Source organism: Streptomyces sp. NPDC059567, assembly GCF_042735655.1.
GTDB lineage: Bacteria > Actinomycetota > Actinomycetes > Streptomycetales > Streptomycetaceae > Streptomyces.
Genome location: NZ_JBHWBS010000008.1, coordinates 115,799 through 131,008 on the forward strand (window position 1 = coordinate 115,799; position 15,210 = coordinate 131,008).

The window sequence follows — 15,210 nt, forward strand, 5'->3', positions numbered from 1 at the left end:
CTGATCTTTTCGTTAGTTCGGTGGGGTTGGTGGATGGAGGGTGAGACTGGTGTGGGCGAGGAAAGACCAGGGCAGTTGAGGGTTGCCGTTGATCCGGCGGATGCCCTGTTCGGTGGCGTCGGCGACATCGGCGAGGTGATCGCCTGCGAGGTTGGCGAGTTCGCGTTTCTTGAGCGAGGACCACAGCAGTTCCACCGGGTTGAGCTCGGGTGCATAGGCCGGTAATCGCTCGAGGGTGAGCCAGTCCTGCTCGGCGACCCAGGCCCGCATCGCCCGGCTCCAGTGAGCCGACAGCCCGTCCCAGACCAGCACCACCTTCTCCCCGCGGTAGAACACCTTGAGCTGCTCCAGGACCTCGATGAGTGCGGCGGTGTCGTAGCTGCCGGGCTTGAGATGAAAGCACAACCGAGGACCACGCTCCGGGTCGGCGGCGTGGTAACCCAGCGCCGCGGCCATCGAGGCCCGCTTCCAGTTCAGCCGGTGCCGCAGAAGAGGTGTGCGACCGCGGGGCGCATAGGTGCGGCGGACCTGCGGCAGCAGCGAGATGCCTGATTCGTCGAGGAAGACGATCCAGGCACGTGTGTTCACCGCCCCTTTTTGATCCGTGGCCACTCGTGCGCGATCCAGCGGGCGATCTCGGACTCGTCCCGCTCCACCGCCCGCCGCTCGGGACGCTGCAGACTCCACCCGAGCCGGCCGGTCAGCAACCGCCACACCGACGCCCGCGACAAAACCACTCCGGTCACCCGCTCGACGACCAGACCGACCCGTTCCAGCGTCCACAGGTCAGCCTCGAAGCCGTGAGCCCGGGCGCCCTGTTCCAGCGCGGTCCGCACCCGCTCGACCTGGGCGTCATCCAGCTTGGGCGGACGACCGGTGGCCGGACGCCGCCGCAACCCGTCAGCGCCGCCCTCCTCCCACACCCGCTTCCACCGCCGCACACTCTCCTCGCTGACGCCCAGCATCCGCGCGATCTCGGCACCCGAACGTCCCTGGTCGAACAACTCGGCCGCCCGCACACGCCGGGCTTCGGCCAGCTGCGGCCGTGTCAAAGGAGGAACCACGGGCGAAGGCTTGAAAGACACGCCATCAGGATCCCACCAACGAGACCATCGTACCCACGGAACTAACGAAAAGATCAGTAGGGCGTGTTTCGAATGTGCTGGTCACAGTCATTCGTCCGCGACGAGGACCCGGAGTGAGTTCGCCTAGGCGCACTCGGGTCCACGGACACCGCGGCGCTGACGTACCTCGAGCCTTCGCCACTCATCGCGGTCTGCCCGGAGCAGTACAGGGCCCGGGTGGGCCCGGAGCTCCGATCGGCTGGTCTCGCTGCTGCGTCAGCGTGGTCGGCTGACTGCGGACACGTCGGCCCGCGAGCTGGAGTTGACCGGTTTCCAGGCCGAGCTCACCGGACGAGCGGTGTGCCTTCCTCCCGCATGGGTTCACTGGTCGACGTGCTCGACCGCGGCCTTCGGGAGCGCGAGCATCACGAGTCCCGCCACGAGGTAGAGCACCGCGGTGACGACAAGGACGATGCTGAGCGCGTGACCGTAGTCGGCCGGTCCTGGCGCATCAGTCGTCGATCCGGTGACGGCGGCGAAGAAGATCGTTCCGAGAACGGCGATGCCGATGGATCCGCCGATCTGGTTGACGGTGGAGAGGACGCCGCCCGCCGCGCCCGCATTGCGTCCGGGGACACCGGCGAGCACGACGTTGACGAGAATGGGTGCGGCGAGGCCTAGTCCGAGGCCGCCGATGAACAGGCTGAGCGCGAGGAGCCAGAATCCGGGGTCGCTGCCGTCCCTGATGACGGGCAGGAGTACGAGCTGAGACGCCGCGATGATGAGCGAGCCGGTGATCAGCAGGGCTCTGCCCGCCTTGGCGGCGAGAGCGACGCCGAGCCCTGAGGTGATGATCGAGCCGAGGGCATAGGGCAGGATCACCAAGCCGGTCTCCCACGCGGTCCGGCCGGTTCCGAGCTGAAGGTAGACCGACAGGGTGAGGAAGAACGATCCGATACCGCCGAAGAAGAGCACGGATGCGCTCAGGCCGATGGCGAAAGCGCGGATTCTGAGCAGGGCCGGGTCGAAGACGGGTTCGCCCCCGCGGCCGGCGAGGCTGCGCTCGTATGCGAGGAAGATCGTGAGCAGGATGATTCCGGCCGCCAGGAGGGCATAGCTGGCCGCGGTCCATCCCCATGTCTCGGCCTGGATGATCGGCAGCAGGAGGAGCAGGATGCCCGAGGCCGCCAGTAGGGCACCCACGAGGTCCAGTCGCGCGGTAGAGGCGGAACGGGACTCCGGCAAGACCCTCGCCCCGACGACGAGCGCGAGGATTGAGATGGGGACGTTGATCCAGAAGATGGTGCGCCACCCCAGATCAAACAGGTCGGCCTCGACGAGGAGTCCGCCCAGCAGTGGGCCTGCGACCGAGGCGAGCCCCTGGACGGCCCCGTAGGCGCCGAATGCCTTGGCGCGCTCTGCCGGGGCGAACGATGCTCAGATGACGCCGAACACCTGCGGGACCATGATCCCCGCGGTCAGTCCTTGCGCGGCGCGCATGCCGATGAGCATTCCCGGAGTGACGGCGAGCGCGCAGAGCGCGGAGGTGGCCATGAACCCGACCAGCCCGATCATGAACAGGCGTTTGCGGCCGAACTGGTCACCGAGCCGTCCGCCAGTGATCAGTCCCGCGCCCATGGCGAGGGTGTAGGCGGCGATCGTCCATTGGATCTGAGCGTCGCCGGCTCCCATGTCACGGGCGATCGCAGGGGCCGCGACGGTGACGATCGTCGCGTCGACGAGGTCCATGAAGGAGCTGAACAGCACGACCAGGAGCGCCATGTTCGCGCCTGCGCCAGAGATAGGTGCTGGGGGAGCGTCGGGGGCACGTGTGCCCTCTCGCGATGTCTGTGGAGCGGTCATGCCGGCCAGGATCACCATCGAATGACCGCTTTCCCGGGGGGTCGGGACCATGGCTGTGACCTCCGCGCGGACGCTCAGGGCTGCTGTCGATCCTCGGTATCGGCGCCACCCTGACCGCCGAGGAGCTCGCCGAAAGGCTCGGAGTCTCCCTTCGGACCGTGCGACGCGACATCGACACGCTCAGAGATCTCGGGTACGAGATCGAGGCCGTGCGCGGGGTGGGCGGAGGCTACCGGCTCGGCCGCGCCACCCGCTTGCCGCCGGTTGTCTTCGACGAGGACCAAGCAGTCGCCGCGGCCGTCGCGCTCCAGACCGTCCCCACCATCCTCTCCGGCATCCGCGAGAACTCGGCACGCGCCCTCGCCACGCTGCAGCAAGCGATGCCCGCCCGCAGCCGCATCCGCACCGAGTCGTTCAGCGTCTCCGCAGCGCGCAACTACTGGGAATTCCCCGCAGCACCCATCGATGCCGAGATCATCCGCGTCATCGGCGGCGCGATCAACCGACAGCACGTCGTTTGCGTGGACTACACCTGCGAGGACGAACCGGCGACGCTCACGCTGGAACCGCACGGCCTCGTCGTGTGGGCGGCACGGTGGTACCTCGTCGCGTTCGAACCGGACGCGGACCGATGGCGCGCGATGCGCGTCGACCGCCTCGAACCACGAATGCCCACGGGGAGAACCTTCGACCACCGCGACGTCCCGCACGGCGATCCGGTCGCATTCGTCATGAGCACGCCCGACCGCGGCGACACCCTGGCGGAATGGCCATGCTGCGGGTCGGCGCTCGTCGCACTACCCGCGCCCATTGTCGCCCGGTTCGCCCCCGGCGGGTCGACGGTCGAGCACGACACCGACTCCAGCTGCCGACTCACGCTCGGTGCGTGGTCATGGGCAGGGCTGGCAGGACTGCTCCTGACTTTCGACGCTGACGTCACAGACATCGAACCGGCAGAGCTCAGGCGGGCGCTGCGCTCCCTGCGCACCCGCATCGACGAAGGACTCAGGTGTGCTGAGTGAGTTCACTGGGATGTGTCGAGGCTGGGGACTGTTACACGCGTAGGTGACAACACACGGGTCGAACGACAAGGTCAGTGCGCGCATCGGAAGTAGATCTTGGATGTCCGATGATCTCGCTTCGTGTCGCGCGGAGATCTGACGGACGAGCAGTGGGCGGTACTGGAACCGCTGTTGGCGAGGGGGAAGAAGCCGGGACGGCCGCCGCACCTGGAGTCGGCGGCGGCTGATCGACGGCATACGGTTCCGAGTCCGAACCGGCATCCCGTGGCGGGACATACCCATCGCGTACGGCCCCTGAGGCCGGTCGTACGACCTGTTCCGGCGCTGGCAGCGGGACGGCACCTGGCAGCGGATCTTCACCGCGCTGCAGGCCCGCGCAGACGCGAAGGACCTACCACGGCCTCGGCTGCTCCCGCGGCGGACTGACTGACCACCAAACTGCACCTGTCCGTCAAGGGGCCACCGCCTCCCTCCCGGAGGCTACGCGTGCTGAGGGGGGCGCCAGCAGGGACCGGCCCCGACCCCGCGACAGGAGTCCTTGACGCACAGTCAAGTAACCCTGGCCAGGCGGCGATTGAGGTATCTGATCCCGCTGCGCGGGCACACTGGCCGAAGTCCCGTCGCGCAACTACCGCTTCTCGGCAGATCGTGAAGGTATTCATCGACCCTGACACGAAGCTCGTGGTCTCGCGCCACGGCCGGCTCCAGGCGACAGGGCCGATGCTCACGTCTGGCGGAACTACCAATCCAGGCTGGCCACAGTGGCACACGCCTTGAGTGCCGGCCATGCCCCGATCGGCAGCAGTCAGCTCGGCTGAACCCACTGCCCAGCAGCCACACACTGTCTCACCCCCCAACGCTCTGACCTCCCAGGCAGGCCCTAGGCGATATGGCCTAATTTGCGGCCATATTAAAAGCTGCTCTAGACTCATGGACGGTCAAGAGATAGGGGACTCAGCCGGTTGGGCGGGCCAAGAACCGGACTGTGATTGCGCCCCTCGGCCCATTCCCAGAGCCAGAGCCCAAGTCCGCGAGGACGTCACCGACAGGCGCGGAGCGCCCGGTGGAAACCTCCTCACGTGACGCCCCCAGTACCCGTCGGCGTATCGCCGACTCCCCCACACACGCCACGAGGAGCAACCATGCGCGTCCTCGCACGCTCGAATCCGCACCGGATGCGGCGCCTTACAGCGGTCGCCGCGTCCGCAGTCGCCGTTGTGGCCCTCAGCGCCCCAGTCGCCACGTCTGCGCCCGCGACACTCTCAGCACGTGAAGGGGTCCCCTCCGGGGCGTCGCTCAAGGCCGAAGCGCTGAAGAAGGCGCCCTCTCCATTCCTGTTCCATTACACGTTCAACAATCACCTGAAGATAGGCGGTGGCAATTTCACCGTCGGCGGCCGGGTCTACCTTGTCGTCAAGCTCAACAACGGAACGGTGATGTTCAGTAGGTGGGTGACAGCACAACCACACTCCATCACACCCGGCGGGGCCATCTACGTAGAGACGTCGGTCGCCTCTCCGTGCGCCGGCTCGGGGAAGAACGGGTACGCCCGTGCCTTCGACCGCACGACGCAGACCTGGTCGCCCAGACTCCCCGTACCGGTGTGCGTCCGGATCGACTGAAGGAATCCCGGGCGACGCTCGCGCCGGCCACCGCGGACCCCGGAGCCCGCGTGACGCAAGCCCGAAGAGGCCTCTCCCCCCGGCCGTCCGCCAACGCAGGCAGCGGTGCGTTGAAGACCCGGGGGGAGAAGGCCTCTCAGGTCCCCGATGGTCAGCCGTAAGCGAGCGACACGTCGTCCGCGCCGCCATCGCACGGCAGGCACCATGGCCACGCGTAACGACAAGCGCGCATACGGCTTCCACGGATCCACGGAACCGTCACCGCGGGCCTCGATCCGCCTGTGACTCAGGCCCTGATCGGCCGGAAAATGCGGTGGTCGTTCATCCTGCTTCCCTGACACGATCCGGGTGTGACGACGTTGTTCCTGATGGTCGGCCTACCAGGGGCCGGAAAGACCACGAGAGCCCGGCAGCTCGCCGAGGAGCACGGCGCGCTCCGTCTGACACCCGACGACTGGATGCTTCCCCTGTTCGGCGAGGCGGAGCCGGACGGGAAGCGCGACGTGCTGGAAGGGCGAATGCTCTGGCTCGCCTTGGAGGCGGTCAAGCTGGGCACCAACGTCGTGGTGGACTACGGCTGCTGGTCCCGGGACGAACGGTCCGCGATCCGCTGGTTGGCGGAGGACGAGGGCGTGCGCTTCCGCATGGTCTATCTGCCTGTCGACGATGAGACCCAGCGCGCCCGGATCGCCCATCGCTGGACGACCGCCGCCGGGGAGACGTTCCCGATGACCGAGGCCGACATCCTGCACGGGCGGGCGCATTTCGAGGCGCCCGACGAAGTGGAAGTGGGAGGCCGCGCGGTCTCCGACCCACCCCCTGGGTGGGTGGGCTGGCGGGAGTGGGCTGCCGACCGGTGGCCGTCGTTCGCGTGACTGCTCGCCGTGTGCCTCGCCGATCGGAGCGCACCGTGTGGCGGAGTCGGCTCCCGGCCTGGAGGATCGTTTCTGGAGCCCGCCCGGGCGCCCTTCGCACGTCGACCGGGCGGGCCGTGCGTTGGGCGGTGCTCGTCAGGCCGATGCATCGGCACACCGGAGCACCGGACCCCTCAGCTGCCTGGGGCCTCTTGTCGGGGGCCGCTCGCCCACGTTGCGGGTTGTGGCCGAGTCGCCGCCCGACTGACGACAAGACGGCGGTCAGAGCACTGCGGAGCGCTGCCCCGCGGATGGGGTGACGATGTCGTCTGTGGGAGGTGTTGCGAGCACTCCCCGGACGAATCGCAGCGAGTACAGGCCGATGAAGACGACCGCCACGGCGACGAGTACGTAGAGGGTCCACTTGGTCACCTGGTCCGCGGCCGCCGAGACGATCAGCACCACGATGGTCGCCAGCTGGCCGAAGACGCCGAACAGCGTGGCGTAGGCGGCAACCACGAGGCGCCAACCATGGGCGACGGGCTTGAAACTCCTGAAGACGTTCCCCTTCTCGTCCTTCTGCTCCGGCCAGCCCCAGTAACACGACGCGGAGTAGATGATGGGGGCGAAAAGGATCACCCCGCCGTAGAGGAGATTCATCCCTAGGAACTGGCTGAGCCTTGACCGACCACGGGGAGTCGATGTCCAGCGGCTTCGACTCCCAGTTCTCCCGCGGCTTGCCGAAGAACTTGGCCGGCACGGTCATCAGGAGACAGACGACGAGCGCGAGAGCGGCGGCGGTCATGAGCGCGGCGGTGTACTCCGGCTCGCGTTCGGCTCCTCGGGTGAGGGTGAACCTCGTCGTCGCCGGAGGGGTGTTCGGCGCCGAGACAACGAAGGGTGCCCTCTCGGCCCACGCATTGCTCGGGCACGACCAGGTCGATGACCGCGGCTCTGGCCTGGTTGCTGCCGATGGCCTTCACCTGGTCGGTCTGCGACGCCATGGCGGCGCCGGTACGGGTGCAGACCTGGTCGTACTCTCCGCCCGTGGCATCGAGGTACGCCGCAATCACCGGGGTGACGCTCGCGCGTCCGGAATTGGTGATCACGAGCGGCAGCGGGCCGTGGAGGTGGTCGCGTTTGCCGTGGTCGTCCAGCTCGACCTTCGCCGACACCGGTCCCGTGATCGAGAGTCCCCCGTCGGCTGCCCCGGCCGGCAGCGCCGCCAGCATGCCGAGTGCCAGCGCCGCGGCGCCGCCCAGAACGCCGACACGTACGCCGGACATGCTGCGACGCGCAGATCGTGGTGGGGAGTAGAGGAGATGTGCCATCACACGTGCACTAAAGCGGCCGGCCATCTCAAACGCCTGTGAAACGCCGAGGCAGGAGCCAACAGTGCGAAACTCACCCTCGATCGGTGGCTCGACGCGAGGTCATGCCCTGCGGCTCGCTGAGGGCAAGCCGCCGCCCTGCGCCAACGAGTCCCCCTTCACCACCAACGAGCGCGGGGCCAACGCCGGCGTACGACACCGGTCTGAAGCGGTCCGAGGGAGCGCTCCACCAGCGCGACCACGTCGTCGACCGGGGCGCGAGATCCACCCCCGGCGAGACGTCTGCGACGGGCCCGACAGCACGATCGTCACCAGCAAGCACGGCCCGCTGGGCGCTGCGACAGCCTCCGGCCTGTTCACCGATCCGCCTGCTGAGCCGCGCTTCACTCCGAAGGGGTAGCCGCCGCCGTATACCGAGCGGCATACTCGAGACATGGCAGACACGACCGTCAAGATCGACGACACGACTCGCGACCGACTGAAAGCCCTGGCCGACGACGCGGGTATGTCCATGAAGGACTATCTCGCAAAGGTGGCCGCCGAGAAGGAACAGGAGCGCCTCCAGGGCAGTGCGACCGCCGCGTTCCGCCGCGCCATCAGCGCACCCGGGATCATGGACCGATTCGACGCCGACTTCGGCGGGCTCCCGCCGGTGTCGAAGCGCGAAACCCCGCGGGCGGCCTGACCCTGTGGATCTGCACATCGACCACCGGTGGCTCCTGGAACGCCAGGAAGACATCCTTCGCAAAGACCTCACCGTCAACGACCTCTCGGTACTGGTCGGCATGGCCACCCGCCACCGCGTGAACACCCCCCGTCTCGACCAGGCAGACCCGGACGCCTTCTGGCGCGCTGCTGTGCTCCTGGAGGAATGCGTGCTGCTGCGCCCCCTCCCCGCCCGGAACGAGCTCTACGGGTACGGCATCGCCATCTCCTATCTGGAGGCCTCCGGGCACCGCGTGGACACCTCGTTCGAGCCGTGGCGCGACCTCATCCACGAGATCCGGTCGCTGCGCCTGGACTCCTACGACATCGCCGATCGCCTGAGGTCCTGGCGCACCTCCTAGAGACCATCGCCAGGTGGAGCGGCCGGCCGTCTTCGGCACGCGCCCGGACGGACGGCTGGCTGGCTGGCTGGCTGGCTGGCTGGCTGGCTGGGCGGAGATGCCCCTCCGGTCCCGCTCGCCCAGGCCGTTCCCTGGCTCCCCGACGGCGAAGGCCGATGGTTCGCACCCAGGCTCGACGGCTTCCGGACTGTCCACGACAAGGGCCTTGCGGACAGCGTCCAGGTACGCCTGGGGTGTCGTTCCACCCGCTTCCTCCTCTCAGTGCTGGGGAGGAGTGGCCGCCCCGTCGTCCTCCACCCGTCGCTCTCCCCCTGCCGGCGAGGTGCCGGGTGCCTGCGCGGTGGCGATGCGCGGGAGCGCGTCGGGGTGCTCGCGGGTGAGCCAGGCGACGAGTTCCTCGCGTACGGCACAGCGGGTGGTCCACACGTCGTCGGCGTCCTTGGCGGTCACCAGCGCGCGGACCGTTATCCCGGTGGGGGAGGTCTCCGTGACGGCCAGGTCCCAGCCCCGACGGTCCCAGGTGGGGCAGGTCTCCAGGAAGTCACGGAGGTGTGCGCGCATCAGCGCGACGGGTGTGGAATGGTCACAGTGGACGAAGACCGTGCCCGTCATCTCCGAGCCGCCTCGCGACCAGTTCTCGAACGGACGGGAAGTGAAGTACGAGACGGGCAGCGTGACCCGACGCTCGTCCCAGGTCCGTACGGTGAGGAAGGTCAGCGTCACCTCCTCGACGAGCCCCCATTCGCCGTCGACCACGACCGTGTCGCCGATGCGCACCATGTCGCCGAAGGCGATCTGGAACCCGGCGAAGAGGTTCCCGAGCGTCGACTGCGCCGCAACACCGGCCACGATGCCGATGATTCCCGCCGAGGCAAGCAGGGACGTGCCGAGGGCGCGGAAGGACGGGAAGGTCACCAGGGCAACGGCCGTGGCGATCACGCCGACGGCGACGGCCACGACGCGCATGATGAGCGTGACCTGAGTACGGACCCGGCGCACCCGGGCCGGGTCGCGGGACCGTCCGGCGTAGCGCGCGTACGACGACTCGACGGTGGCCGAGGCCACGCGCACGGCCAGCCAGGCGCCGCCGCCGATCAGGCACAGCAGCAGGACGTGGAGGACCGCGGCCCGGTGTTCCCGCAAGGGCGCCCAGTCCGAGGCCCGGTGGGTCCACCTCAGCAGCGCGGTGAACAGGACGACGTACAGCGGTGTGCGGCACCGGCGCAGCAGCCCCCAGAGCGGGGTCTCGGGATGGCGGGCGTCCGCGTGCCGCAGGAACAGGTCCACTCCGCGGCCGGCGGCGAAGGTCACCAGCGCCGAGCCGCCCAGCACGAGCGCCAGTCGAAGAAGGCTCTCCATGGCTCCCCAGTCGATGAGTCGTACACGTCCAAAGGACCGTGCCTCTCGCCTCACCGCCGAACCGTCCGCCAAACACCCTGCGTCCCTGGACTTGAAAGCCGTTGAAGCTGAGTCCACCGCCTGCACCGTCAGTCGGCCCGGCCGTCCTGAAGAATCAACTCGGCTGCGCACCTTCCAGGCTGAGGACTTCCAGGAGGGGGTCACCCCACGCCGCCCACCGGCGCAGATCAAGTCCGGCCAGGAGGTGAATGTTCTGCTCTGCGGCCAGTTCTTCAGCCGGTTGGGTGAACGAACCGTTGGTGACGGCAATGACGATGTCTGCCTGGTGAACCGGGCGCGCTGTGCCGTTGAGGGTCTGGATGACAGGGGATCCCAGGGGGCGACCGCCGGGTTGACGGTGCTTGCACTGAAAGACGATCTTCCGCCCGTCCGGAGTGATGGCGATGACGTCTGCGCCGAGGTCCCGGGCGCCTCCTTGCCGTCTCGTGAGCCTGTGGCCATCCCGTTGTGTCAGGTGGGCTATCGCCTTCTCGAACTCGGCTGGGGTCATCTCGTCGAACTCATGGGACTGGATGCTGCCGGGAGTAGCGGAGAAGACCAGGAACTCTTCGTCACGGAGGGCGAGGTGATGACATGCCTCCACGTGCTCCTCGAAGGCCGCGTCGATTCGAGTCGCCGCTTCGGAGAGTTCCTTGTGGAGGGTGCCGACCCTCTCGAGGCCGTCTGCATCGAGTGCGGTGGCGCGGTCGAAGCGGATGCGATGGGATTCGGCGGTCTTCCGGCGCAGAGTGTGCCAGGCCTCTGCTGCCTGGGCCTTGAGTGTCTCAGCTGCTTCGACTTCGGCGCTGAGCCGCTCGCGTAGGCGCGTGTGGGCCGTACGGCACTCGAGCCACGTCGGCGTGGTCACTCTCACGCCGCTGGATGGTGGCACTTCGTCCAACAGGTCGCGTACGGCGTACAGGTGGGTCTCCAGAAGTTCCTGGAGGTCCAGCGCGATCTTTCCTTCGGCCCAGTGGAGGAGGGCTGCGAAGGCGTCATCGTCATTGGCTGCGCGGACCAGTTCGGTCAGCTCTGCATTGAGGGTGGCATCCTCGTACACGGGCAGCGAGACCTTGCTCTTCCAGTTGAGGTGCATCACTCGGCCTCGGCAGCGTCGATGAGGTGGGCGAGTGGCTGCTGCCACTCACTCCAGTTCCGCAGGGCGTCACGGTCGATGAGCCGTATCCGCTGTTGAGCCGCGTACCGTCGCGCAGGCCGGGAGAAGCGGCTGTTGGTGACGACAAGCACGTGATCGCAATCATGGGCAGCTGCGGCTTGGACGTCTCTTCGCAGCATGGGAGTGGTGACGCTGGGCGCTGAACTGCTGTAGGCGTCGGCACCCATGTGGTGCGGGCGGATTGCAAGGGTGCCGAGACGCGTCGACGCCATGATGAGTGAAGATGGCGAGTCGCCGTAGAGCGCTTCCTCCTCCGGGGGGCAGCCATCGCGATGGAGCATGTCGACGACATGGCGGGTGAACCGCTCCGGAGTCATGCGGTCGATGGCGCTCAGGTCCGAGCCGGCGCCATGCTTTTTGCTGTGTTTCGCGTAGCCGTACGCGAGGGCGAGTGCGTGTAGCCGTTCCTTGTCGGCCGCCAGGATCTCCTTGACGCGGTCCTGCGCGTCAGCAAGTTGATCACGGAGCGGCACGATGCCTTCAAGCGCAGGCCCAGTTCGCGCTTCGAGCCTTGCCCGGGCACCTAGGTGCCGCCCCAGGTGTCGGTCGATCTCGTCGACGACCTGCTCGCACTCCCCCAGGGCTTCCTTCGCCTCAAGAAGTTCCGGGCCGAGTGCTTCGTGCACGGCCTCGGCTGCCTTGCGGCACCCTGCGGAGATCGTGACATCGCTGAAGAAGTCCCAGTGGGTGGATCGTCGCGTCGCTTCCGTCAGTTCTCTGCTCAGCAGAGCCAAATGGGCTCTCCAGTCGGCAGCGACATCAGCGGCGATCCTGCATTCAGCGGTCCAGATCAGCACCCGCAGTAGATCATCACGGTCGGCCTTCCCCAGCAGATCCCCCATGGCCCTGCGGAGCTCAGGACTGCTGTAGCGGGGAGGAGTAACAGCAGCGCGTCGATCAACTATCACCGAGCGAGGCTACACAGAACCACTGACAACGATCCCGGATCCGGCGCCGGCTTGGTCCTGCATCGCCCAAGAGCCGTGCTGTGAGCAGAACTTGGTGGAAGGCTGACCCCAAGGCCGTCAACGCCGTTGGCCTGCTCCTGACAGTAGTCGTGCCCACCACCTCGGCTCGGGGCGCCGCGGCCGAGCGGTCGGCGGGGCGCCGGAGCGGGAGAAGCGCTCACCGGGCTCGTTCGAGCGCAGAGGCGTCTCCTCTCGTCGGCGTGCCAAGCGACAAGCCGTTCCTTGTGCCGTTCCACAAGTGCTCGGATCTCGTCCGCGTGCGGCTCTGCTTCGGCAGTCCTGTGCCACAGGACCCGCTGGGCCTGATCGCGGGCAGCGGCATGCACTGCAGGCACGGGATCGTCCAACAGACGCAGCGCGTTGAGCAGGGCTTCCGGCCCGGATGAGCGGCCGAGCAGGTACATCGCCAGTGCCCGCCGTTCCGGAGCCTCGCCCGGTGCCGCAAGGGCGAGCAGTCGTGTCGCAGGGACCTCGCGGCCGGCGACCTGCAGGGCGTCGCATGCGGCGGCCCGGGTCACCTCCGGCGCCGGATCGGACAGCAACGGCAGGGCCTCGTCCCAGCCGATGGCATGCCGGTGCGCGAGGTGGACCAAGGCCCCGGCCCGCACACGCGCGAGCGGGTGGCCGAGCAGTGCGCGCAGCGCCGCCGGGTCGTTGCGCAAGACGCGCAGGACGACCGCTCCCACGCGTGGGTCGGGTTCGTCGGCGTACCGGATCAGGGTGTCGTCGCCGAGGACGCCGAGCCGTCGCAGACCGCCGAGCGCCCGGGCTCGTACGCCACCATCGGTGTGCTGAGTGAGCGCGCGCAGCAGCACGGCGTCCTCAGAGTCCCGGCGCTCCGCGAGCCCGCTCACCGCCGGGGATGTGCGGGGTGCGGGCAGGTCTCCGTGTACGTGAGCAGCGTCCGTCCGTCACGGCGATGGTGCAGGTGTCCCTCGGCAGGAGCGTGGCGCGGGCCCGCACGGCGAATCCGTACGGAATGTCCGCTGGACCCGCAGGACCCCGGAAGAGGCCTGAGGGGTGCGGCCCGGGCGGTCCCGGGACCTAAGCGCGGGCACTCCCGGGACCCAAGGGCTGGCCGTAACCGCCGATTTGCCACCCCAGTCGGAAGGCCTGTCCCCGGGTCGACCGCCCGGAGAGGAGTCACTAACGGTCGGGACACGGCCGCGATACGCGGCGGAAACGGGCTGTCCCTAATTTCTGTCAACCGACAGGAACTCGCAGGATCTCGCCTCGCGACAGGGGACCGACATGACCGTGACCACCGATCCCACTCCCCCGGCGCCTCCCCCGCCCGGCGCCGCCGGGGACGGCTCGCTCGCCGCCTTCGGCTACCCACAGGAGTTGCGGCGCCGGATGGGGCGGTACGCCTCCTTCGCCGCCGGGTTCTCGTTCATCTCCGTGCTGACCACGGTCTTCCAGTTCTTCTCCCTCGGCTATTCCTTCGGGGGGCCGCTGTTCTTCTGGACCTGGCCGGCCGTCCTCGTCGGCCAACTCCTCGTCGCCGCCTGCTTCGCCGAACTCGCCGCCAGGCTGCCCATCTCGGGGGCGATCTACCAGTGGGCGAGCAGGCTCGGCAGCCCAGCCTTCGGCTGGTACGCGGGCTGGATCATGGTGATCGGCCGGGTCGTGGTCGTGGCGGCCGCCGCGCTCGCGCTGCAGGTCGTCCTGCCCGCCGTCTGGCCCGGCTTCCAGCTCGTCGGCGGCGATCCGTCGCCGACGACGAGCAGCGGCGCCGCCAACGCCGCACTCCTGGGCCTGATCCTGCTGGCGCTGACCACGCTGCTCAACGTCCTGGACAACCGCGCCCTGTCCGCCGTCAACACGATCGGTGTCACCGCGGAGATCGCCGGTGTCGTCCTCATCGTCATCCTTCTGGCCTCCCACGCGGAGCGTGATCCCGGCATCGTCCTGCACACGGGCGGCGAGGGGGGCCTGATCACGGCGCTTCTGGTGGGCTCCTTCACCGCCGCGTACGTCCTCATCGGCTTCGAGAGCGCGAGCGAGATGAGCGAGGAGACGGTCAACCCGCGGCGCACCGCCCCCCGTACGACGCTCAGCGCCCTCACGACCTCCGGCGTCTGCGGCGGGCTGCTCCTGCTCGGTGGGCTGCTCGCCGCGCCCAGCCTCACCGACGGGCGGCTGGCGACGGAGGGCCTCGGTTACGTGCTCACCAGCACCCTCGGTGACGGTCTCGGCAGGGTCCTGCTCGCCGACGTGGCCCTGGCCATCTGCGCGGCGACCCTCGCCATCCAGACCTCGGCGACCCGCATGCTCTACTCCATGGCCCGCGACGGCGTTCTTCCGCGGTCGGCGCTGCTGGCACGGGTGCCGCGGCGGACCGGTATGCCCGGCGCGGCCGCCGTGGTGGTCGGCGTCTGCGCGGGGCTGCTGCTCCTGCTCAACCTCGCCTCGCCGCAGGCGTTCCTGGCCATCGGCACGACCTGCATCGCCATGGTGTACCTGGCGTACGCGATGGTCACCGGGCCGATGCTGGTGCGGCGCCTGAGGGGCGAGTGGCCGCCGCCGGCCGACGGCGACCGCGACGAGCTCGGCAGGCCGCTGTTCTCCCTCGGGCGCTGGGGACTGCCCGTCAACGCGCTGGCGGTCTGCTACGGGGTGTTCATGACGGTCAACCTCTCCTGGCCGAGAGCCGAGGTGTACGACCCGGAGGGCGGCCACTGGTACTTCCAGTGGTTCACCGTCCTGGTCCTCGGCGTGACGGTCGCGACCGGGGGGGGGGGGCCCCGGGTACCCCCCCCCCCTTGGGGTGACCCCGGGCCCGCCCCCGGGCCCGCGGGCCCCGGCGCCGCCCCGAGCCCAGGCGCGACAGGGGGTAAACCA

The 15,210-nt window shown here is 68.6% G+C and carries 16 protein-coding genes and 1 pseudogene; 7 read left to right on the plus strand and 10 right to left on the minus strand.

What is annotated here, in order from left to right:
• Window positions 1-12: 12 nt before the first annotated feature.
• The 4 genes and pseudogenes from ACFVZW_RS06785 to ACFVZW_RS06800 all read right to left on the minus strand — a co-directional run.
• Window positions 13-588 (minus strand): IS630 family transposase, encoded by a 576-nt coding sequence (locus ACFVZW_RS06785; RefSeq protein WP_384517722.1) that lies wholly within the window; start codon window positions 586-588, stop codon window positions 13-15.
• Window positions 585-1,085, minus strand: coding sequence for an IS630 family transposase (locus ACFVZW_RS06790; protein ID WP_384517725.1), 501 nt, complete (start codon window positions 1,083-1,085; stop codon window positions 585-587). The genes ACFVZW_RS06785 and ACFVZW_RS06790 overlap by 4 nt, the downstream gene beginning before the upstream one ends.
• A gap of 360 nt (window positions 1,086-1,445) precedes the next feature.
• The gene (locus tag ACFVZW_RS06795) at window positions 1,446-2,267 is read right to left on the minus strand and encodes an MFS transporter (protein ID WP_384517772.1); all 822 of its coding nucleotides are present in this window, start codon (window positions 2,265-2,267) and stop codon (window positions 1,446-1,448) included.
• A 27-nt stretch (window positions 2,268-2,294) separates the two neighbouring features.
• A pseudogene (locus ACFVZW_RS06800) lies at window positions 2,295-2,978 on the minus strand (MFS transporter); the annotation flags it as partial.
• A gap of 59 nt (window positions 2,979-3,037) precedes the next feature.
• Between ACFVZW_RS06800 and ACFVZW_RS06805 the strand changes: the two are divergent.
• The 4 genes from ACFVZW_RS06805 to ACFVZW_RS06820 all read left to right on the plus strand — a co-directional run bounded on the left by ACFVZW_RS06805 (window position 3,038) and on the right by ACFVZW_RS06820 (window position 6,446).
• A complete protein-coding gene (locus ACFVZW_RS06805) occupies window positions 3,038-3,949 on the plus strand; it encodes a helix-turn-helix transcriptional regulator (RefSeq protein ID WP_384517775.1) in 912 nt (303 codons plus the stop codon).
• Window positions 3,950-4,184: 235 nt separating this feature from the next.
• Window positions 4,185-4,247: a hypothetical protein gene (locus ACFVZW_RS06810; protein ID WP_384517778.1), complete on the plus strand. Its 63-nt coding sequence runs from the start codon at window positions 4,185-4,187 to the stop codon at window positions 4,245-4,247.
• 844 nt (window positions 4,248-5,091) lie between these two features.
• On the plus strand, window positions 5,092-5,571 hold the full coding sequence (locus tag ACFVZW_RS06815) for a hypothetical protein (protein ID WP_384517728.1): 480 nt from the start codon (window positions 5,092-5,094) through the stop codon (window positions 5,569-5,571).
• A gap of 350 nt (window positions 5,572-5,921) precedes the next feature.
• A complete protein-coding gene (locus ACFVZW_RS06820) occupies window positions 5,922-6,446 on the plus strand; it encodes an AAA family ATPase (protein WP_384517730.1) in 525 nt (174 codons plus the stop codon).
• Window positions 6,447-6,707: 261 nt separating this feature from the next.
• Here the strand turns inward: ACFVZW_RS06820 and ACFVZW_RS06825 are convergent, their stop codons facing one another.
• Together ACFVZW_RS06825 and ACFVZW_RS06830 are read right to left on the minus strand one after the other, a co-directional pair.
• Window positions 6,708-7,085, minus strand: coding sequence for a hypothetical protein (locus tag ACFVZW_RS06825; RefSeq protein ID WP_384517732.1), 378 nt, complete (start codon window positions 7,083-7,085; stop codon window positions 6,708-6,710).
• Between the two features lie 2 nt (window positions 7,086-7,087).
• Complete coding sequence (locus ACFVZW_RS06830; RefSeq protein ID WP_384517735.1) at window positions 7,088-7,711, minus strand: hypothetical protein; 624 nt, start codon at window positions 7,709-7,711, stop codon at window positions 7,088-7,090.
• A 478-nt stretch (window positions 7,712-8,189) separates the two neighbouring features.
• Between ACFVZW_RS06830 and ACFVZW_RS06835 the strand changes: the two genes are divergently transcribed.
• Entirely contained in the window at window positions 8,190-8,441 is a 252-nt protein-coding gene (locus ACFVZW_RS06835; protein ID WP_384517738.1) for an antitoxin MazE7, read from the plus strand.
• Window positions 8,442-8,445: 4 nt separating this feature from the next.
• The gene (locus ACFVZW_RS06840; RefSeq protein WP_384517741.1) at window positions 8,446-8,823 is read left to right on the plus strand and encodes a toxin Doc; all 378 of its coding nucleotides are present in this window, start codon (window positions 8,446-8,448) and stop codon (window positions 8,821-8,823) included.
• A gap of 258 nt (window positions 8,824-9,081) precedes the next feature.
• On the opposite strand, the gene ACFVZW_RS06845 is transcribed toward ACFVZW_RS06840, so the two are convergent.
• The 4 genes from ACFVZW_RS06845 to ACFVZW_RS06860 form a co-directional block, all read right to left on the minus strand.
• A complete protein-coding gene (locus tag ACFVZW_RS06845) occupies window positions 9,082-10,182 on the minus strand; it encodes a mechanosensitive ion channel family protein (RefSeq protein ID WP_384517744.1) in 1,101 nt (366 codons plus the stop codon).
• A gap of 154 nt (window positions 10,183-10,336) precedes the next feature.
• Window positions 10,337-11,317: a restriction endonuclease gene (locus ACFVZW_RS06850; RefSeq protein WP_384517747.1), complete on the minus strand. Its 981-nt coding sequence runs from the start codon at window positions 11,315-11,317 to the stop codon at window positions 10,337-10,339.
• Window positions 11,317-12,240: a restriction endonuclease gene (locus ACFVZW_RS06855; RefSeq protein ID WP_384517750.1), complete on the minus strand. Its 924-nt coding sequence runs from the start codon at window positions 12,238-12,240 to the stop codon at window positions 11,317-11,319. Before ACFVZW_RS06855 ends, ACFVZW_RS06850 begins: the two co-directional genes overlap by 1 nt.
• 62 nt (window positions 12,241-12,302) lie before the next feature.
• Window positions 12,303-13,220 (minus strand): HEAT repeat domain-containing protein, encoded by a 918-nt coding sequence (locus ACFVZW_RS06860; protein ID WP_384517753.1) that lies wholly within the window; start codon window positions 13,218-13,220, stop codon window positions 12,303-12,305.
• A gap of 397 nt (window positions 13,221-13,617) precedes the next feature.
• Between ACFVZW_RS06860 and ACFVZW_RS06865 the strand changes: the two genes are divergently transcribed.
• Window positions 13,618-15,210, plus strand: a 1,593-nt coding sequence (locus ACFVZW_RS06865; RefSeq protein ID WP_384517756.1) for an amino acid permease, incomplete at its 3' end; no start/stop codon positions are given.

Bases quoted from the DNA above. Each gene is read 5' to 3' on its own strand.
- ACFVZW_RS06845 (WP_384517744.1), bottom strand. From the start codon at position 10,182: ATGGAGAGCCTTCTTCGACTGGCGCTCGTGCTGGGCGGCTCGGCGCTG.
- ACFVZW_RS06825 (WP_384517732.1), bottom strand. From the start codon at position 7,085: ATGAATCTCCTCTACGGCGGGGTGATCCTTTTCGCCCCCATCATCTAC.
- ACFVZW_RS06830 (WP_384517735.1), bottom strand. From the start codon at position 7,711: ATGTCCGGCGTACGTGTCGGCGTTCTGGGCGGCGCCGCGGCGCTGGCA.
- ACFVZW_RS06835 (WP_384517738.1), top strand. From the start codon at position 8,190: ATGGCAGACACGACCGTCAAGATCGACGACACGACTCGCGACCGACTG.
- ACFVZW_RS06815 (WP_384517728.1), top strand. From the start codon at position 5,092: ATGCGCGTCCTCGCACGCTCGAATCCGCACCGGATGCGGCGCCTTACA.
- ACFVZW_RS06850 (WP_384517747.1), bottom strand. From the start codon at position 11,317: ATGCACCTCAACTGGAAGAGCAAGGTCTCGCTGCCCGTGTACGAGGAT.
- ACFVZW_RS06855 (WP_384517750.1), bottom strand. From the start codon at position 12,240: ATGGGGGATCTGCTGGGGAAGGCCGACCGTGATGATCTACTGCGGGTG.